Origin of the sequence: Arcobacter acticola (assembly GCF_013177675.1) — a bacterium.
GTDB classification, from domain to species: Bacteria; Campylobacterota; Campylobacteria; order Campylobacterales; family Arcobacteraceae; genus Aliarcobacter; species Aliarcobacter acticola.
On record NZ_CP042652.1, the window covers coordinates 622,734 to 641,398 of the forward strand.

The 18,665-nt window shown below is 25.2% G+C and carries 19 protein-coding genes and 1 pseudogene; 11 read left to right on the top strand and 9 right to left on the bottom strand.

All coding sequences use genetic code 11. The features are described from left to right. The first annotated feature begins 23 nt into the window (after window positions 1-23). The 4 genes from AACT_RS03250 (at window position 24) to AACT_RS03265 (ending at window position 8,157) form a co-directional block, all read left to right on the top strand. Window positions 24-980 (top strand): HD domain-containing phosphohydrolase, encoded by a 957-nt coding sequence (locus AACT_RS03250; protein WP_216658216.1) that lies wholly within the window; start codon window positions 24-26, stop codon window positions 978-980. 92 nt (window positions 981-1,072) lie between these two features. After that, on the top strand, window positions 1,073-4,066 hold the full coding sequence (locus AACT_RS03255) for a response regulator (RefSeq protein ID WP_172124924.1): 2,994 nt from the start codon (window positions 1,073-1,075) through the stop codon (window positions 4,064-4,066). A gap of 1 nt (window position 4,067) precedes the next feature. After that, a complete protein-coding gene (locus tag AACT_RS03260) occupies window positions 4,068-7,538 on the top strand; it encodes an ATP-binding protein (RefSeq protein WP_172124926.1) in 3,471 nt (1,156 codons plus the stop codon). 103 nt (window positions 7,539-7,641) lie between these two features. Beyond that, window positions 7,642-8,157 carry a rhodanese-like domain-containing protein gene (locus AACT_RS03265; RefSeq protein ID WP_172124928.1) on the top strand — a complete coding sequence of 172 codons (516 nt, stop codon included), beginning with the start codon at window positions 7,642-7,644 and terminating at the stop codon, window positions 8,155-8,157. A gap of 14 nt (window positions 8,158-8,171) precedes the next feature. Here the strand turns inward: AACT_RS03265 and AACT_RS03270 are convergent, their stop codons facing one another. From AACT_RS03270 to AACT_RS03280, 3 genes are read right to left on the bottom strand one after another with little or no spacing between them, the layout of a single operon-like run. Next, window positions 8,172-8,558: an ExbD/TolR family protein gene (locus tag AACT_RS03270; protein ID WP_172124930.1), complete on the bottom strand. Its 387-nt coding sequence runs from the start codon at window positions 8,556-8,558 to the stop codon at window positions 8,172-8,174. Further along, window positions 8,555-9,064 (bottom strand): MotA/TolQ/ExbB proton channel family protein, encoded by a 510-nt coding sequence (locus tag AACT_RS03275; RefSeq protein WP_172124932.1) that lies wholly within the window; start codon window positions 9,062-9,064, stop codon window positions 8,555-8,557. The genes AACT_RS03270 and AACT_RS03275 overlap by 4 nt, the downstream gene beginning before the upstream one ends. A gap of 3 nt (window positions 9,065-9,067) precedes the next feature. Continuing rightward, a complete protein-coding gene (locus AACT_RS03280; protein WP_172124934.1) occupies window positions 9,068-9,799 on the bottom strand; it encodes an energy transducer TonB in 732 nt (243 codons plus the stop codon). Window positions 9,800-10,149: 350 nt separating this feature from the next. Here AACT_RS03280 and AACT_RS03285 point away from each other — a divergent pair, with 350 nt between their 5' ends. Beyond that, a complete protein-coding gene (locus AACT_RS03285; RefSeq protein ID WP_172124936.1) occupies window positions 10,150-10,542 on the top strand; it encodes a TolC family protein in 393 nt (130 codons plus the stop codon). On the opposite strand, the gene AACT_RS03290 is transcribed toward AACT_RS03285, so the two are convergent. Together AACT_RS03290 and AACT_RS03295 are read right to left on the bottom strand one after the other, a co-directional pair. Then, on the bottom strand, window positions 10,521-11,084 hold the full coding sequence (locus tag AACT_RS03290; protein ID WP_172124293.1) for an IS630 family transposase: 564 nt from the start codon (window positions 11,082-11,084) through the stop codon (window positions 10,521-10,523). The genes AACT_RS03285 and AACT_RS03290 overlap by 22 nt on opposite strands. A gap of 43 nt (window positions 11,085-11,127) precedes the next feature. After that, window positions 11,128-11,526 carry a helix-turn-helix domain-containing protein gene (locus tag AACT_RS03295; RefSeq protein WP_172126026.1) on the bottom strand — a complete coding sequence of 133 codons (399 nt, stop codon included), beginning with the start codon at window positions 11,524-11,526 and terminating at the stop codon, window positions 11,128-11,130. 44 nt (window positions 11,527-11,570) lie between these two features. Between AACT_RS03295 and AACT_RS15505 the strand changes: the two genes are divergently transcribed. The 5 genes and pseudogenes from AACT_RS15505 (at window position 11,571) to AACT_RS03315 (ending at window position 15,582) form a co-directional block, all read left to right on the top strand. Further along, the gene (locus tag AACT_RS15505) at window positions 11,571-11,978 is read left to right on the top strand and encodes a hypothetical protein (protein WP_228720527.1); all 408 of its coding nucleotides are present in this window, start codon (window positions 11,571-11,573) and stop codon (window positions 11,976-11,978) included. Between the two features lie 20 nt (window positions 11,979-11,998). After that, window positions 11,999-12,406: pseudogene (locus tag AACT_RS15510) on the top strand (TolC family protein); the annotation flags it as partial. 5 nt (window positions 12,407-12,411) lie between these two features. Then, window positions 12,412-13,677, top strand: a complete 1,266-nt coding sequence (locus AACT_RS03305) for an efflux RND transporter periplasmic adaptor subunit (protein WP_172124940.1) — start codon at window positions 12,412-12,414, stop codon at window positions 13,675-13,677. After that, window positions 13,664-14,371, top strand: a complete 708-nt coding sequence (locus tag AACT_RS03310) for an ABC transporter ATP-binding protein (RefSeq protein WP_172124942.1) — start codon at window positions 13,664-13,666, stop codon at window positions 14,369-14,371. Before AACT_RS03305 ends, AACT_RS03310 begins: the two co-directional genes overlap by 14 nt. Continuing rightward, window positions 14,371-15,582 (top strand): ABC transporter permease, encoded by a 1,212-nt coding sequence (locus tag AACT_RS03315; RefSeq protein WP_172124944.1) that lies wholly within the window; start codon window positions 14,371-14,373, stop codon window positions 15,580-15,582. Before AACT_RS03310 ends, AACT_RS03315 begins: the two co-directional genes overlap by 1 nt. 167 nt (window positions 15,583-15,749) lie before the next feature. Here AACT_RS03315 and AACT_RS03320 read toward each other — a convergent pair whose 3' ends face one another. Then, the gene (locus AACT_RS03320; protein ID WP_172124946.1) at window positions 15,750-16,277 is read right to left on the bottom strand and encodes an ankyrin repeat domain-containing protein; all 528 of its coding nucleotides are present in this window, start codon (window positions 16,275-16,277) and stop codon (window positions 15,750-15,752) included. A gap of 138 nt (window positions 16,278-16,415) precedes the next feature. Here AACT_RS03320 and AACT_RS03325 point away from each other — a divergent pair, with 138 nt between their 5' ends. Next, window positions 16,416-16,607 carry a hypothetical protein gene (locus tag AACT_RS03325; RefSeq protein ID WP_172124948.1) on the top strand — a complete coding sequence of 64 codons (192 nt, stop codon included), beginning with the start codon at window positions 16,416-16,418 and terminating at the stop codon, window positions 16,605-16,607. On the opposite strand, the gene AACT_RS03330 is transcribed toward AACT_RS03325, so the two are convergent. The 3 genes from AACT_RS03330 to AACT_RS03340 all read right to left on the bottom strand — a co-directional run bounded on the left by AACT_RS03330 (window position 16,597) and on the right by AACT_RS03340 (window position 18,665). Next, window positions 16,597-17,160, bottom strand: a complete 564-nt coding sequence (locus AACT_RS03330; RefSeq protein WP_172124950.1) for a hypothetical protein — start codon at window positions 17,158-17,160, stop codon at window positions 16,597-16,599. The genes AACT_RS03325 and AACT_RS03330 overlap by 11 nt on opposite strands. 12 nt (window positions 17,161-17,172) lie before the next feature. Further along, window positions 17,173-18,150, bottom strand: coding sequence for a DUF438 domain-containing protein (locus AACT_RS03335; RefSeq protein WP_172124952.1), 978 nt, complete (start codon window positions 18,148-18,150; stop codon window positions 17,173-17,175). 107 nt (window positions 18,151-18,257) lie between these two features. Beyond that, the gene (locus AACT_RS03340; RefSeq protein WP_172124954.1) at window positions 18,258-18,665 is read right to left on the bottom strand and encodes a hypothetical protein; all 408 of its coding nucleotides are present in this window, start codon (window positions 18,663-18,665) and stop codon (window positions 18,258-18,260) included.

Here is an 18,665-nt window from a genome sequence, read left to right on the forward strand (position 1 = left end):
TGATATATATTTAGGAGTTTATAATGAATGTTGAGAATATGAAAATTCTTTCTATTGATGATAATAAAACTAATCTTTTAATTATTGAAAGTTATGCGAAAATTCTTAATTTAGAAATAGAGAGTTTTTTAAATCCAAAAGAAGCTTTAGAAGCATCATTTGAAAAAGAGTATGATTTAGTTATTGTGGATTATATGATGCCCGAAATAAATGGTTTAGAATTTATACAAAGTTTTAGACAAAATAATCAAAGTACCCCTATTATCATGCTAACTGCTGTTGGTGATGATATGAATCTTCAAATAAAAGCTTTAGAATATGGAGCCAATGATTTTTTAAGTAAACCAATTAATGCACCTGCTTTTAAAGCAAGAATTATAAATATGCTTAAACTTAGAAAATCTCAACTTTTATTACAAGATAAAGCATTACTTCTGCAAGACGAGGTTAAATTAGCAACTATTAGACTAAAAGAATCAGAATATGAGACTTTACAAATGTTAGGTAAAACAGCAGAATTTAAAGATCCTGAAACAAATGCTCATACCCAAAGAGTTGCTTATTATTGTAAATTACTAGCAAGGGCATATGGTTTAGATGAAAATCTTCAAGATATAATTTTTTATGCATCTCCTTTTCATGATTTAGGAAAAATTGGAATACCTGATAATATACTTTTAAAGCCAGGAAAATTAGATGATGATGAATTCTCAATTATGAAAAATCACGCAAAAATAGGTTATGAAATATTAAAAGGGTCTAAGAGTAAATATCTAAAAGCTGGTGGAGTAATAGCTTATAATCACCATGAAAAATATGATGGGACAGGTTATCCAAATGGCTTAAAAGGTGAAAGTATTCCAATTTTTGGAAGAATTACAGCAGTTGCTGATGTATTTGATGCGCTTACTTCTTCAAGACCATATAAAAAAGCTTGGTCTTTAGAAGAAGCCTTTGATTTTTTGATAGAAGAAAAATAAGTTCATTTTGATCCAAAACTTGTTGATTTATTTATAGAAAATAAAAATGAGGTAATTGATATTCATAATAAATTTAAAGAAGATTAGAATTTATGATTAAATATATTTATAAAACCATAACAAATCCAATTATTGGTCCTGTTGTAGTATCTTCTGTTATACTTTCCCTTCTAGTAATGTTCTATTTACCAACTCTATCTTTACAAAATCAAAAAGATAAAGTTGTCTTAGAATCATTAACTTTAATTGATCACTTAAAAATATTTAGAACTTATTATAATGAAGCAATTGTTAAAAAATTAAAATCAAAAACAGATATTGCAATTGATTATAACCATGAAATTGCTTCAAATACTCTTCCTCTTCCTGCTACAGTAATTTATAATTTAAGTGAAAGATTAAATAATGAAAGAGGAATTACTGTAAATTTCTTTAGTGATTATCCTTTTCCAAATAGACAAAAAAGAGTTTTAGATGGACATCAAAAAGAGTCTTTATCTTTTTTAAGAGAAAATCCTTCTGAAACATTTGTAAAAGAAGATTATATAGATAATAAAAAAGTTTTAAGAGTTAGCGTATCTGATGTTTTAACTTCTCAAGAATGTCTTAATTGTCATAATCATAGAATAGATACTCCAAAAAATGATTGGAAATTAGGTGAAGTTAGAGGTGCTTTTGAAGTTATTATGCCCCTTGAAGAACAATTTTTATTAAATCCTATTCAAATAAAAGCAAGTATAGCTTTTATGCTTTTTGTAATTGCATCATTTATTCTTCACTATACAATCTTATTTTTAAGAAGAGAAAAAGAGATTAAATTTCAAACTGCATTATTAGAAGAAGAGGTTTCAAAAAGAACCAAAGATTTAAATAGTAGCAATCTTCTTCTTCTTGAGTATAAAAAAGCAGTTGATGCAAGTGCCATAGTTTCAAAATCTGATTTAAGAGGTACTATTACTTATGTAAATGATACTTTTTGTGAAATTTCAGGTTATACAAAAGAGGAATTGATTTCTAAACCTCATAATATTGTTAGACATCCTGATATGCCAAAAGAGTTTTTCAAAAATCTATGGGATACTATAAAAGCAAAAAAAGTTTTTAAAGGAATATTGAAAAATAAAAATAGAAATGGTGAGTCTTATTATGTAGCAAGTACAATTGTTCCTATTTTAGATGATAATGGAGATATTATTGAGTATTTATCTTTAAGATATGATATTACTGAATTAGTTGATGCAAAGGAAAAAGCTGAAATTGCCCAAAAAGCAAAATCAACATTTTTAGCAAACATGAGTCATGAAATAAGGACTCCATTAAATGCAATTATAGGATTTTCTGATATTTTATGTGAATCTAATATAAATATAGAAGAAAAAGAACATGCAAAAATAATATCAAGAAGTGCAAAATCTTTATTGAATATTATTAATGATGTTTTAGATATTTCAAAAATGGAGAATGGAAAATTTGAATTAGAAGAGGCTGAATTTTCATTATTTAATTTAACAGAACATATAACAGAACTTTTTTCTGTAAATATTAAGGATAAAAATATTAAATTTATATATACATTTGACCCATTGTTACCCGAATTAATACTAAGTGATTCTTACAGAATACAACAGGTTTTATCAAATCTTATTAGTAATGCTATTAAATTTACTCCTGAAAATGGTAAGGTATATTTTGAAATAAAAGTAATAGAAAAGAATGATAAAAATGTAAAAATCAATTTTATAATCAAAGATACAGGTATTGGTATAAGTAAAGAGCAAGAAGAGTTTATTTTTAAACCATTTTCACAAGCAGATTCAGGAATTACAAGAAAATTTGGAGGAACAGGCTTAGGATTAGCTATTTGTAACGATATTGTTACGATGTTAAAATCAAAAATTCAAATTAAATCTGAACTAAATAAAGGTAGTGAATTCTCTTTTATTGTTGATTTTAAAATAGGAAATTCTATTGATGAAAATATTAAAAGAACTGATATAAACTTTGCTATATCTGAACATTTTGATGATGAAGACAATATAAAATCAATTGTTAAGAATTATCTTGAAAAAATCGGTTTGGTTTTTGAATTTCCTGAAGCTTTAAGTAAGAAGATAGATATCTTTTTCTGCTTTGCTATGCAGGATTTACTCATAGAATTAGTAGAATTTAAAAAATATAATTTTGACTCTAAAATAGTTTATATAGGGGATAAATATAGCTTAAATAAAGCTGTATTATCATATATCGATTATTATGTTGATTTACCAATATATGGTTCAAAAATCTATAATATAATTGCTGAAAATTCTAAAATAAATAGAAATGTTTTAAATAAATCTTCAAATTTTGAGAATTTAAAAGGAACAATTTTAGTTGCTGAAGACAATCCTAATAATCAAAAATTAATAGAAATTCTTTTGTCAAAAATAGGTTTACAATCACTTATTGTATCAGATGGTCAACAAGCAATTGATATGTATAAAAAAAGAAAATTTGATTTGATTTTAATGGATATAAATATGCCTATTATTGATGGTATAAAAGCTACTAAAATAATAAGAGAAATACAAAATGAATATTATAAAATCCCAATTATTGCATTAACTGCAAATTCAATAGCAGGAGATAAAGAAAAATATTTATCATCTGGCATGGATGATTATTTATCTAAACCAATTGATTTTGATAAATTAGTAAATATAATAAAAAAATATTTACAGAATAATGAGAAAAAACTAAATTATATTGAAAAAAATATTACTCCAGAAAAGAAATTTAGTAAAAATATTATTAAAGAACGACTCTTTTTAGATGATTTAACAATAGATATGTTGTTAGATAATTTCTTTTTAACTTTAGATAATGATTTAGAAAAATTGCAAAAAGCAATAGATTCAAAGAATTGTGATGAGATATCAAAAATGGCTCATTATATTAAAGGTAGCTGTTCAAATTTAGGAATGGATGATTGTGCTTTTATTTTAGAAAAAATAGAAAAAGAATCAAAAGATTTTAAATATGATTTTAGTCTTAAAGAGTTAATAGGGTTATTTAATAAAATAAAAAAAGATTTAAAGGGGAACTAAGATGAAAAATATGAGAATAAAAGTAAAACTAATATTTCTTTTTATTGTTATAAAAGTAATACCTCTTTTAGCAATATCCTATATAGCGTACAATGGGGTGATGAAATTAGATTTATACTTAAACAATAGTACTAAATTACTTTTTGATCAAAGTAAAAATATTATACAAAATACTGCTAATTTATCTATTGAAGATAGTATAAAAAATTTAGATAAAAAATCTCAAGAATCATTAGAAAAAATCTCCTATGAAATTGCAAATAAAATTGCAGAGTTTTTATATGAAAGAGATAACGATATACTTCTTTTATCTAAACTTGAATTAAATCAAAAAACATTAGAAAAATTTTATGAAGTTAAAAATAAAAATATTACAATCCATGGTAAATATTATTATGATAATAGTAGCAGTGAATATAAAAATAATGAACAAATAATAAAAGAGCAAAGAGTTAATACTAAAGCAAATTTGAAAGATAATGAAAAAGAGTTTAATTATATTGATCCTTTGGAATTTAAAATAAAATCTATACCCATTTACAAAGAGCTTAACTATTTTGATTTAGATGGAAAAGAGATATATAAAGTTTCTTCTATTAATGAAAATAAATTAGATTTATCAGATAAAAAAAATACCTATGTGAACTCAGAGACTTATTTTGAAGAGATTAGTAAATTAAAAGAGAATGAAATATATGTTTCAGATGTAATTGGTGAGTATGTTGGTTCAAAAATAATAGGTTATTATACAAAAGAGAAAGCAAAAAAAGCAGGTATTGAGTTTGAACCAGAAAAGTCTGCTTATGCAGGAATTGAAAATCCATTAGGAAAAAGATTTGAAGGAATTGTAAGATTTATAACTCCTGTATATAAAAATGGTCTTAAAACAGGATATGTTTCAATGGCTTTGGATCATAGACACGTAAGAGAGTTTACAGATACTTCAAATCCTACAGGAAATAGTGTAAAACAAAATATTTCAGATGCAAGATTGGGTAATTATGCTTTTATGTGGGATTATGAGGGAAAAAATATTTCTCATCCAAGAGATTATTCAATTATGGGATATGACAGAAGTACTGGGCAAAAAGTAATGCCTTGGCTTAGTGCTGATTTGGCTGAAAAATATTATGCTTCAAAAAAAGATATAAATGAGTTTTTAAAAGATTATCCAATATTTGAAGAGCAAAGTCTTAGTAAAAAACCTAATTTAAAACAATTAAAAGAAGATGGAAATGTTGGTTTAGATTGTAGATATTTAAATTTTGCACCACAATGTGAAGGTTGGATGCAATTAACCCAAAATGGTGGATATGGTTCTTTTATCATAAATTGGAGTAATGTATGGAAACTAACAACAGCTGCAACGATCCCTTATTATACAGGTAAATATGCTAATACAAAAAGAGGATTCGGATTTGTATCAATAGGTGCTAGTGTAGATGATTTTCATTCTGCTGCTAATAAAACAAAAGAAGATGTTTTGAGTATATTAGAAAACCAAACAAAAAGTATGCAAACAATAGTAAGTTCCAATCAAGTTGAAATTGAAGATTTTATTACTTTGTTAATTAATGAACTAACTATTATTACTTTAACCTTAGTATTAATAATTATATTTATTGCAGTTTGGATGTCGGATTATATAATATCAAAAATAAATAATCTTCTAATTGGTACAAAAAAATTTGCAAATAATGAGTTAGATTACAGAATTAAAGTTACTTCAAAAGATGAAATAGGTGAACTTGAAAGTTCGTTTAATGATATGGCAAAAGAGATTAGTACTTTAATTTCAACACAAAAAGAGTTAAATGACCATTTAGAAGATAAGGTTGATGAAAAAACTAAAGAGTTATTACAAATAAATGAAACATTAGAAAAAGAAGTAGAAAATAGAACGGAATCTTTAAAAGAAGCTCTTTTAAAAGCACAAAATTCTGATAAGGTAAAATCTACATTCTTAGCAAATATGAGCCATGAAATAAGAACTCCTCTTAATTCAATTATAGGTTTTTCAGAACTATTAGCTAATAACTCTGATATAGATGACTCTGCTAAAAAATACTCTTCAATAATTGAAGAGAGTGCAAAATCTTTATTATCAATTATAAATGATATTTTGGATATTTCAAAAATAGAAAGTGGTAATTTTGATATTAATATCAAAGAAACAAATATCAATGAAGTTTGTAAAAATGTATATGAACTTTTTTCTAATAAAGCTGATGAAAAAAACATTAACTTTAATTTTAAAATCAACAAAGATATTCCAAATTGTGTATTGAGTGATGGAATTAGAATTAGGCAAGTTTTATCAAATCTTATTAATAATGCAATTAAATTTACTAAATTAGATGGTGAAATTGATTTTGAAGTATTACTTATTGAAAATAAAGATGAATTAATAAAATTAAGATTTTTAGTAAAAGATAATGGTATTGGTATTCCCTCAAACAAGCTATTAAATATTTTTGAACCTTTTATTCAAGTGGATAATGAATCAAATAGACAATATGAGGGAACAGGACTTGGACTAAGTATTAGTAGTCATATTGTTAAATTATTAGGATCAAAAATTGAAGTTTCAAGTAAAATAGATTTAGGAAGTTCATTTTGGTTTGATTTAGAAGTAAGTGTTTGTGACAGTGGTGTAAGTATTCTTGAAGAAAAAAAAGAAGAGATAGTTCCTAATGATACATTTTATGGAAAAATTTTAGTTGCTGAAGATAATGTTTTAAATCAACAATTGATTAAGTATATACTTGAAAATCTAAACTTAAATTATAAAATAGTTTCAAATGGTCAAGAGGCTATTAATGAGTACAAGAATGATTCTTATAATTTGATTCTTATGGATATTAATATGCCTATTGTTGATGGAGTAAGTGCCTTTAATCAAATAAGAGAATATGAGAAAAACAATGACTTAATATTTATTCCAATTGTTGCATTAACAGCAAATGTAATAAAAGGTGATAGAGAAAAATTCTTGGATTTAGGTATGGACAATTATTTGACAAAACCTATTAATATGAATAAGTTAAAGCAGATACTTAATACCTATCTATCTTTAAATATTAAAGAAAAAAATATTGAAATGAAAATGGATAATATACAAATGCAAAATATTGAAAAAAAAGAGCCGCTAGAAGAATTTGTTTTAACTTTCGATAAAAATGATGCAATAAATCAACTAGGCTTAGATGAAATTACTATTGATATGTTACTTGATAATTTCTTTTTAACTTTAGACAGTGATATAAATAATATTCAAGAAGCCATTGATTTAAAAGATAGTAACAAGATATCACAAACTGCACACTATTTAAAAGGTTCTTGTGCAAATCTAGTAATGAAAGATGCTGTTGATATTTTACAAGATATTGAAAGTAAATCAAAGTTAGGTGAAACAAATTTTGATTTAAAAAAGTTAAAAGAGATTTTTGAAAAGATAAAACAATTTATATAATATTTAATTATAATTATTATATAAATTATAGTTATGATTTTTATAAAAAATTAACCTTTTTTTATATAGACTAAAACTTACATAATATTACTAAAGGATGTTTATGAAGTTTTCAAAAATAGTTTTATCAATGGGATTATTAGCTAGTAGTTTATTTGCAAATGAATTTATCAATTATGATAATTTATCAAAATCATTAAAAGATGATGCAAAGAAAAATGGTTTATATGCAACTACAGATGAAGTAAAAATGGCATTAAAAGAAAAAGACTGGGCGGTAGTTGATGTACGAACGGCTGAAGAATGGGCTGGAGCTTTTATAAAAGGTAGTCAAAGAGTAGGTCGACAAACTCCAGAAGTTGCAATTGAGAATTTTGTTACAGATGATGATGGAAAACTGATAAAAGACAAGATAATTGTTGTTTGTAATTCAGCAGCAAGAGCATCAATAGAAGCTCAAACATTTAGACAAATGGGATTTAAAACTGTAAAAATTTATGATTTATACTCTTGGATTGATGAGTGTAATCCTGTTGTTACAAAATACACAGTTAAAAATGATAGAAGCGGAACAGGTTTAAATTTTGGTGAATATTACGCAGAACATTGTAAAAAGTAATAGATAATTATCTACTACTTTTTAGTGTCAGTTATTAAAGATATGTTAAATAGTTGATGTTTTTGAAGGACTTCAAGAACTTCAATTATTTTTTCATATTTTACTTCTTTATCAATTCTAAAAATTATATTTTTTTCTTTATCTTCTATTGCAGCTATTTCTTGTTCTAACAACTCTAAAGTAATCTCTTTACCATAAACAGCTAATTTATCACTATTTAATTCAATAATTAATTCTTTTTGCTTAAGTTCAATCTCTTGCGCACTTGAGGTTGGAAGATTTAAAACTAAAGCCAACTCATCTTTTTTAAATACAGAAGAAACAATAAAAAATATTAAAAGAATAAAAACAACATCTATAAGTGGTGTAATATCAGGAGTTAATATTTCTCTTTTTTTCATATCTTTTTAAGAACCTCTTTTTGGATTTTTAGCTCAATATCATCTAAAATACCAACAATATAGTTATATCCTATATAGTGAGGAATCGCCACAATTAATCCAGCAATTGTAGTAATCAAAGCAACTGAAATTCCACTTGAAAATATAGAAGGATCACCTAATCCACTTTTTGTAATAGAATCAAATGAATCTAAAACTCCAATTACCGTTCCTAAAAGTCCTAATAATGGGGCAATAGAAGCTATGATTTTTACAGTGTTTAATCCAAACTCTAATTTTCTTATTTTTCTATTTATAAAATTTTCAATAGAATCTTTTTTAAATTCTTCATTATTCTCTTTTGCAAAAGTGATTATCTCATTTATTAAAAACTCTCTTTTATTGCTAGATAGTGCAATTACTACAAGTTTCCAAAACATAATTGTAAAACCAATAATATTTAAAAAAATTAGAATATAAACTATTATTCCACCTCTGTCGATATAAGTAATTAAATCAACACCCATTTCTTAACTCCTTGTTATTTGATAAACTATTGGAACTGTTATTTCCCAAGAGTTCTTATTTAATTTTTCAGGTATTGGCTCAAATCTATTAATCTTTGCAAGAATCTCTAAAGCTGCTTCATTTAATCTTTTGTAGTTTGAATCTTTTACAACTTTTACATCTTTGATTTGTCCATCTTTTGAAATAACAAAACAAACATGAACTTTTCCCATTTGATTGAGTCTTTTTGCACTTTGTGGATAGATTTTATTTTTTTCAATTAAATATCTAAGTTTTGATAAATACTCATTTTCTAAGGCTTCTATTTGGCTTGGATCTATTGTATCTTTTTGTTTAAGCACTTCTTTTGAAGCTAATTCTTGTACTTGAGGTTCAGCTTTTTGTTCAACTTTAACTTCTTGGGTTTTCTCTACTTCCTTTAGAACTTTTTTTTCAACTTTTTTTACTTCTTTTATCTTTTTTTCTTTTTTCTTTTCTTGCTTTACTATATTTTTACTTTTAGTTTCAGGTAAAGGTTTTTCTATGATTTTCTCAACAATAGGCTCCACAACAGGTTCTACTTTTGGTTCAGGCTTTTTGATTACTACATTTTTTAGATTTATTTTTGAAATATTAACTGCTGGTTTATTTTGTGCAACAACAACTTTTTCTTCAAGGTCCAAATTTGCGAATAGTAATAAATGCGCTGAAATTATCAGTGTAAAGATGATTAGTAAACTTTTTTTATTTTCCATATGCGAATCTTAATATAATATTGATAATAATTATCTTAATTGAATATAAAAATATAGAATTTAATTTTTAGAAATCATAAATCATTATCTCCAAGTATTGAGAATTTTGCTAAATAATCTCTATCTTTGTATAAATATTACTTTTGTATTTTCTTTTTTGCTTCTTCTATGATTTTAATTAATTCTTTATTTTGAGTTGCAAATTTTTTAAGCCAAATATTTTCAAACTCTATTTTAATTGGAAAGTGTATAATTGATAATAATTATCTAAATTAAGTAAAAAAAGATATTTCATTAAAAAATCATTAAAAAACCTTATATATAATTCTTAAAAAACAGAAGGAAGGGCTTTGCGTAAGATATTAATTTACTCATTATTTTGTAATTTTGCACTTGCAAATGGATTAGATGTATTACAAAATGATAAAAAAGAGTTAAGGAATTTAGAAAAAAAAATCATCGAAACTAGCTATAAAAGTTTAAAAAATGATTGGATTTCACCTATTACTATTAGTTCAAGTTTAAATAGAAATTATTCAAATATTGATGAAAATGATAAGTTATCAAAAAATATGTCAATTGGTTTTTCCCAAAGTATTTATGAATCAGGGGGGATTGAATTATCAATTCAATATGCAAAAGATAAATATAATTATGATTTACTTTCTTGGGAAAATATTAATAATCAAATACTGCAAGCTGTTTATGAAACACTAAGTACCTACTTAAAATTAATGTCATAATTAGTTCCAAAGCCAGCTAATAAATTTTTAACATGTTTATGTAAATTATCAAATGATAAATAAGCTTCTAGTTTATGATAGTGATATTTCATATGTTTCCACAATATTTCTATTTTATTTAGTTCAGGTGAATATGGTGGTAAAAATAATAATTGTAGTCCAAGCTTCTCCCACTTTTCTATCTCTGCTTTAAAAAGCTTACTTGTGTGAATAGATGCATTATCAAGTATGACAACAGTAGTTTTTGTAATCTGATTTACAAAATCATTAAAGAAATCTATAACAACTTGTGTATCTACTTTTGTTATTGTAGTTTTCGAAAAGAGATGATTATTCTTTGTATTTAAAAACCCTAAAACATTTATTCTTTTTGCAAATCTATTTGATGGAATTTCTACTGGCTTACCTATTGGTGACCAATAATAAGGGATATTTGAATCAAGTGAAAAACCACTCTCATCAAAATAATATGTATCAATCCAATCTTTAGCAGACCAGCTTAAAACATTAAGTATTTGAGCTTTTTTGGAAGAATAATTCATCCACTTCTTCTCTTTAAATATAGTGTTTCTAGCTCTTTTAAAACTATATTGTATATTTTTTTAAATATCTTTTTAAGATTTGAGGTGATACTTTTTTAACTCTTTTTGACTCTTTATTAAGAGCTATACAAGTCTCTTTGATACTATTTGTTTCAATAAGTTTTTTTACTTTATCAATATCATTTTCATTTAGTGCTGGTTTTCTACCACGACCAATTTCATCAGATAAATTTTCTATTTGTTCTTCTTTGAATCTATCAAACCATCTATAAACTGTTCTTGTTGACTTATTGAATATTTTGCATATCTCTTTTACTGTTATACCTTCATTACTTAAAAGTATAGATTTAGCTCTTTGTCTTAATTGCAATGAACTACCATTTTTTACTATTTTTTCTAATTCTTTTACTGTTTTATTATTTAAATTACTTATATATCTCATATAGTATTATAGCTAAAACTAGCTTATAAAACAAGACATTAATTTTGATTAATTACTTACTTGAGATATCAATATTAAACTTGCAAATTGAACAAAGTGAATATAAGCTTCAAAATAAAGAAATAGAACTGATTATAAAAAAGATTCAATATGAAGCTGGTTCTTTAGATATTATTGATTTAAATAATGCAATTATTTCCAAAAATACTCAATTTAAAGAAAATATTTCTTTGAAAAATTCATTAAAAGATAAAGAATATGAATTATCAAAATATACAAATCTAAAATATCAAGAGATAGAAATAATAGATTTTAAAAATATTTCAAAAGAAGAATTTTTAGCAAACAACTTAGAATTGTCTCAAGAAAATTCAAAAATAAAAATGTTAGATACAAGTTATAAAAAACAAAAACTCAGTATTTACCAAAGCTTAGTTTATCTACTAGTTTAGGATATTCCCATAGCGATAATTTAGATGATAGCTCTGATTCTTATTCTGATACAAGCTCACTTGGTTTGACTTTATCTATGCCTTTATACGATTATAATAAATCAAATAAATTAGAAGAGTCTAAGCTTGAATATTTAAAACAAAAAATACAAGTGAATGATTTGAAACTCGAGTTATCTAATAGTTATGAACAAATATTAAATCAAATAGATACATATGAACAATATAACAAAACAATAAATGAAAACATAAAGATATATGATGATTTAATTTTAGTAAATAGTAGTTCAAATGAAGCGGGAATGACATCTGTGTATGATTTATATATTCTAAAAAATACAAAAATAATTAATGAATATGACTTAGTAATAAACAATATTAATATTAAATTACAATATTCACAACTATATTTTAAAATCAAAGGTTAGGGTTTATGGAAGATTCAAAATTAAAAGAAGAATTAGAAAGTTACAACAATAAAAGTTCTAAAAAGATTTATATTTGGGTAATTTTAATTTTATTGCTAGGAAGTTCTGCATATTATTTTTTTATTTTAAAAAATAGTACACAAACACAAACTTTTGAATATGTAACAAAGAAAATAACAAGGGGTGATTTATCAGTTGTTGTTAGTGCAACGGGAAATTTAAATCCTACAAATAGTGTAGATATTGGTATTGAAGTATCAGGAACAATAAAAGAAATTTATGTAGATTTTAATGATGAAGTTGAGATAGGTCAGGTTTTAGCAAAACTTGATACTACAAAATTACAATCAGAAGTTGATAGTTTAAGAGCATCTTTAACTATTGCAAAAGCAAATCAAAAAGAGAGTGAAGTAGGTCTTAGAAGTAAGAAATCAATTTATGATAGAACATTGAAAATGTATAAAAGTTCAAATGGTAAATATCCTTCAATTAATGAATTAGATGATACTAAATTTACATACGAAACAGCAATTTCCAATTTAGATGCAACAAAAGCAAAAGTTGAACAAGCTATTTATAACTTAAAAACTGCACAACAGAATCTAGATAAAGCAGTAGTTAAATCTTCAATAAAAGGAATAGTTTTAAATAAAGAAATCGAAGTTGGACAAACTGTAGCTGCAACAATGTCAACACCAACACTTTTCACTCTAGCAAAAGATTTAACATTAATGGATTTAATAGTTAGTATTGATGAAGCTGATGTTGCTGATATTAAAAAAGATTTGAATGTAACTTTTTCTGTAGATGCATATCCTAAAAAAGTTTTTAAAGGAAAAATAAAACAAGTAAGACTAAATCCTATTGCTGTAAATGGAGTAGTTACTTATGAAACAGTTGTTTTAGTAAATAATGAAGAATTACTTTTACGACCAGGAATGACAGCAAGTGCAAAAATAGTTACAAAAGAAAGTGTAGATAAATTAATTGTTCCAAATGGTGCTCTAAGATTTAAACCAAAAACTCAAAATAAAGAAAGAAAAAATACTATGAGTTTAGTAGAGCCTCCAAAACGTCCTCAAGGAGAAAATAAAGCTAAAGATTTATCAAAAAAAGATATGTCACCCATATTTATTTTAGAAAACAATGTAGTAAAAAGAGTTATGGTAAAAGTTTTAGATACGGATGGAAAATCAAGCACAGTTGAATCAAAAGATTTAAAAGTAGATGATGAAGTTATAATCTCACAAAAGAGTGATGATGCAAAATAGTAAAACTATTATTGAATTTAAAAATATAGTTAAAACTTATGGTGTAGGAGATGCAAAAACTTATGCCTTAGATAAAGTAAACTTTTCTATAAAGGAGGGTGAATTTGTGGCTATTATGGGTTCAAGTGGAAGTGGAAAATCTACTGCTATGAATATGATAGGATGCTTGGATAAACCCACTAGTGGTGAATATTTATTTAATGGAATTAACGTAGAAAAATTAAATAGAAACCAAATGGCACTTTTAAGAAGAAATTATTTAGGTTTTATTTTTCAAGGCTTTAATTTACTTGGAAGAACATCTGCCTTGGAAAATGTTGAACTACCTTTAGTATATAGAAAAATTCCTGCAAAAAAAAGAAAAGAACTAGCCTTAGAAGCTTTACTAACAGTTGGATTACAAAGTGTTTCTCATCATACTCCCTCTGAACTTTCAGGTGGACAGCAACAAAGAGTTGCAATAGCAAGAGCTATTGTGTCTAAGCCCTTGGTATTATTAGCAGATGAGCCAACTGGAAATCTTGATAGTATTAAAAGTTTGGAAATTATGAATTTATTAAAATCATTTAATAAAGAGTTAAATATCACTATTATTATGGTAACACATGAAGAAGAAATGGCAGCATTTGCCCATAGAATTATCTATTTTAGAGATGGACATATTGATGATAGTTTAAAAAAAGGATTTAAATAATGTTAACAAATGCTTTTTTAATTGCACTAAAAGAGATAAAAAGAAATATATTACGTTCAATCTTAACAATTTTAGGAATAGTAATAGGAGTAGCATCTGTAATTGCTATGGTAATGATTGGTGATGGAACTACTGCAAATGTAAAAGAAAATATTTCAAAATTAGGTACTAATATGTTAACTTTAAGAGTAGGACAGGAAAGACGTGGTCCTCCAAGAGAAGATAATAGTGCTAAAGCTTTTGAAGATGATGATATTGTTGCTATTAAAAATGAAATACAAAATGTAAAAGCAGTTGCCTCTGAAAATTCAAGTTCTATTAATATTGTATATGGAAATAAAAGTAATGCATCTTTTGTTATTGGTACAAATAATGACTATTTTATAATAAAAGATTGGGAGTTAAGTGATGGAAGAATATTTGATGAAAGTGAATTAAGTACTGGGAAATCATCTTGTATTTTAGGCTCAACAATTGTAAAACAACTTTTTGAAGATGAAAATCCAATTGGTGCTAATATCAGACTAAAAAGCTTTTCTTGTAATGTAATTGGTGTTTTAAAATCAAAAGGTGCATCAGCCTTTGGTAGAGATCAAGATGAGGTTGTAATTGTGCCATTAAAAATGTCACAAAGAAAGATTAAAGGAGATAAAGATATCTCTTCTATTTTAATATCAATTACCGAAGGTAAATATATAGAAAATGCAAAATCAGATATAACAGCACTTATGCAAGAAAGAAGAGCTATAAAAGTGGGGGAAAGTGATAATTTTTATATTCGAGATATGGAAGAAATATTATCAACAATGACATCAACCACAAAAATGTTAACTTATCTTTTAGGCTCAATTGCAGCAATTTCTTTACTTGTAGGAGGAATTGGTATTATGAATATAATGTTAGTTTCAGTAACTGAGAGAACTAGGGAAATAGGAACTAGACTTGCCATTGGAGCTATGGAAAATGAGGTATTATTACAGTTTTTAGTTGAAGCGATTGTTTTATCAACATTGGGTGGAATAATAGGTATCTTTTTAGGTTTAAGTATTGGTGTAGTTGTTGTAAATATGATGGATTTACCTTTTATCTTAAATGAACAGATTATATTAATTTCTTTTATATTTTCAACATTAATTGGAGTTTTCTTTGGATACTTTCCTGCTCAAAAAGCTGCAAAATTAAATCCTATTGATGCTCTAAGATATGAATAGTTTTATTTATGTATTAATAAGTTTAAATAAAAAAAGCCCAAGGATTAACCCTTGAGCTTTTAAAAATTGTTAGTATGTATATTTATAATAAAAAGGTTTAAAAAGATTAAGCCATAATCTCTTCGATAGTGATGTAATCCTACCCTTACCTGTTGTTTATTCTAATCTTATTTATCTTGAATTTCTAAATTTCTAAATTTTTCAATTAAAAATTTTATTTTTAAATCATGTGCCAGACTAAAGGCACTATTTCCTAAAAAATCTTCATGGTTTAGATTTGCACCATTTTCTATTAAATAATTGATACTGTTTAATTTATTATATAAAACTGCATATATCAAAGGAGTAGAGTTTATATCATCTATTTCATTTAAATTTAATCCACAATTTTTTAAACATTTTATTACTTTTACATTATCTTGATATACAGCATAATTCATGGCAGATAAATTAGGAGATACTTCTTTTGTATTTATATTAAGAGAAATTAGTTTTTTTATAATATCTGTTTTATTTTTATGTATAGCCCAAAATAAAGAGTTTCTACCTCTGTCATCTTTGATGTTAATATCTACAATACCAAGTGTGAAAATTTCAATTATAGTTTCCCATTGGTCTTTATGAATTAGTGTATTAAATATATTTTTAAAAAGATGCTGGTTTAGATTAGAGTTTATTAAATGATTATTTGACATTTTATTTCCTTGTATTGATAATCGTTATCATAATATAAGGAAACTTAATTATACTTGAATATTTAATTTTGATATAAATCATTGTTTATAAAAAAATTATCAAATATACTTCTTTTGAGTTTATATCAAAGGAAGTATATGTTTGGGTGGATTTTTAAAAATAAAGAAAAAAGCAAGGCTGTTCGACCTAGAACTTTTGTTTGTAAGCATTGTAAATATACTTGCGAAGGATGTGATACAAGATTTTGTTATTCTTGTTATTCAAATCCTGGAAATCCTTGTCCTAAGTGTGGAAAAACAAATCTACAAGAAAAAGAGTCTAAGCAGTAGATAAATGATAAATCTTATTTAAATACTTATTTGATAAGGTTTTGCTTGGAAGATTACTTTTCTTTTCAATTATATTTCTATTTTTACAAATATACTCTAATACTGAACACTCTTGTTTTTGAATCAAATTAAATAATACAAATTTCATTGAAGTAATTACTTCATTTTGTTGTTTTGCTGAGCTGTTCTCATTGTCAATATCAAATAACTTATCACTAGAACAATAAATATCTTCTGCAATTTTTTCAATATTTACACTTTGATTTTCTTTGTAATTTTTTTCTAATAAAAGCAATAAATTTTTTGCAATTTTATAGTTTGTAATGTGCTTACATTTTTTGTAAAACTTTATTGCATTATCTAATAAATGGCTTTCATTTCCTAGATTTTCTATTTTACTTATTTTGCCTGTTTTTAAAAACTCTTCTAACTCATTATTTGAAAAAGCATAATTTATTAAATCAAAGATTTTTCTTTTTTCATGTTTTGACCATTTATAATAAGTGGGAGAAGAGAAGCCAAAGAGTTCAATCATAAGTTTTTCACTAGTCATTACGCTTTCCTTCTAATTCCAATCTAAAAGTCTTTTTTGACCTTCTAGGGCTCTTATTTCAGTGACATCTTGAGACATTTCAATAACACCTTTGTAGTTTCTCTCGTCATCTCTTATTGCAAAATATCTTATATGAATAAATTTACCTTTAAATTCAATCCAAAACTCAGCAGTATCTTGACGTCCAGCTTTAAACTCTTCAAGAATTTTTAAAACTTGATCAACACTTTTTGGAGGATGACAAAATTTAACTTCACGTCCAATGATTCCTGCACTTCTTGGGAAAACTCTATCATCTCCACGATTATAAAAAACTACTTTGTCATTTTCATCAACATAAGTTATATCAACAGGAAGAAATTTAAATATAAAATTAACTTGTTCCATTGTTAAATAACCTTCATCAAAATGAGTTCTATCTTCTAGTGAAAAAGATAGTTTTCTTTTTTTAGTATCTAAACTTGGATGAACATATTCTTCTTGTGCTTTTGGTGGATATTGTGCCGGTGGTGTTGAAAACATCCATCCAATTTCACAATCACCCTCATACATCTCTTTCCAATCTTCTTCATTTAATAAATTCATTGCATTTGGCAAAAGTCTATTTTCTTCAACTAACATAAGTTGTGATAAGCTATTAAATACAACAATTAAATCATTTAAAATATTGTCTAAATCTTTTTCTTCAATTGCTTTTCTTACAACTTTTATTTCAGCTCTAATTTGATCATGAAAAGCCCACATTCCTTGACTAGGACTTGTCCAACCATATTTTTCTAAATATGGAAAAAGTTGATTTTCTTTTCTTGAAAAGTGTTTTTCAACTTGACTTATTTGATTAAAAAGATTAAAAAATAGTTGAAAATCTTCTTTAGCATCAACTTTAAATATCTCTTCAAAAAGTTGTTTTATTAATATGTTTTCTTCAATATAAACTCTTACTGGATGACCTTGAGGGAATCTTTCAATATTATTTATTAAGTTATCCATTTTGTATTTTCCTTTTTTGTTTGTAGGAAATATATCAAAATGGGAATTATTGACAATGATATTAATCAAGAATAAGCTATAAAATCATCAGTAATTCTTTACTTTTATTAAAAACTATAAATATATTGAGATAAAAATACTACTAAAACTAGTAATGAAAAGAATAAATAATGAAAAATTGTTTTAAATCTAGCATTTGCATCTAATTTTGTAAATAATAAAGGTACAAAATAAAAACCTATAACTAAAACAAGACCTAATAAAACTTTTATATGTAAAATTATTGAAGAATTATTAGCATATAGAAAGAACAATAGAAGCCCTGAGATAATCAAAATCAGATTATTGATTTTGATTATTCCTCTAGCTTTACTGCCCATTGCTTGCTGAATTTTATTTCCTTCTTCTTTTGGAAAAACAGATATGATTTTTAAAATCACAAATGTTCTAAAAAACACAGTTCCCATAAATAAAATAATGCAAACTATGTGTATTGCTTTTAAAAATTCATACAT

Bases quoted from the DNA above. Each gene is read 5' to 3' on its own strand.
- AACT_RS03310 (WP_172124942.1), top strand. From the start codon at position 13,664: ATGATGCAAAATAGTAAAACTATTATTGAATTTAAAAATATAGTTAAA.
- AACT_RS03330 (WP_172124950.1), bottom strand. From the start codon at position 17,160: ATGACTAGTGAAAAACTTATGATTGAACTCTTTGGCTTCTCTTCTCCC.
- AACT_RS03290 (WP_172124293.1), bottom strand. From the start codon at position 11,084: ATGAATTATTCTTCCAAAAAAGCTCAAATACTTAATGTTTTAAGCTGG.
- AACT_RS03260 (WP_172124926.1), top strand. From the start codon at position 4,068: ATGAAAAATATGAGAATAAAAGTAAAACTAATATTTCTTTTTATTGTT.
- AACT_RS03270 (WP_172124930.1), bottom strand. From the start codon at position 8,558: ATGAAAAAAAGAGAAATATTAACTCCTGATATTACACCACTTATAGAT.
- AACT_RS03325 (WP_172124948.1), top strand. From the start codon at position 16,416: ATGTTTGGGTGGATTTTTAAAAATAAAGAAAAAAGCAAGGCTGTTCGA.
- AACT_RS03335 (WP_172124952.1), bottom strand. From the start codon at position 18,150: ATGGATAACTTAATAAATAATATTGAAAGATTCCCTCAAGGTCATCCA.
- AACT_RS03305 (WP_172124940.1), top strand. From the start codon at position 12,412: ATGGAAGATTCAAAATTAAAAGAAGAATTAGAAAGTTACAACAATAAA.
- AACT_RS03315 (WP_172124944.1), top strand. From the start codon at position 14,371: ATGTTAACAAATGCTTTTTTAATTGCACTAAAAGAGATAAAAAGAAAT.
- AACT_RS03295 (WP_172126026.1), bottom strand. From the start codon at position 11,526: ATGAGATATATAAGTAATTTAAATAATAAAACAGTAAAAGAATTAGAA.
- AACT_RS03280 (WP_172124934.1), bottom strand. From the start codon at position 9,799: ATGGAAAATAAAAAAAGTTTACTAATCATCTTTACACTGATAATTTCA.
- AACT_RS03250 (WP_216658216.1), top strand. From the start codon at position 24: ATGAATGTTGAGAATATGAAAATTCTTTCTATTGATGATAATAAAACT.
- AACT_RS03275 (WP_172124932.1), bottom strand. From the start codon at position 9,064: ATGGGTGTTGATTTAATTACTTATATCGACAGAGGTGGAATAATAGTT.
- AACT_RS03320 (WP_172124946.1), bottom strand. From the start codon at position 16,277: ATGTCAAATAATCATTTAATAAACTCTAATCTAAACCAGCATCTTTTT.
- AACT_RS03340 (WP_172124954.1), bottom strand. From the start codon at position 18,665: ATGTATGAATTTTTAAAAGCAATACACATAGTTTGCATTATTTTATTT.
- AACT_RS03265 (WP_172124928.1), top strand. From the start codon at position 7,642: ATGAAGTTTTCAAAAATAGTTTTATCAATGGGATTATTAGCTAGTAGT.
- AACT_RS03255 (WP_172124924.1), top strand. From the start codon at position 1,073: ATGATTAAATATATTTATAAAACCATAACAAATCCAATTATTGGTCCT.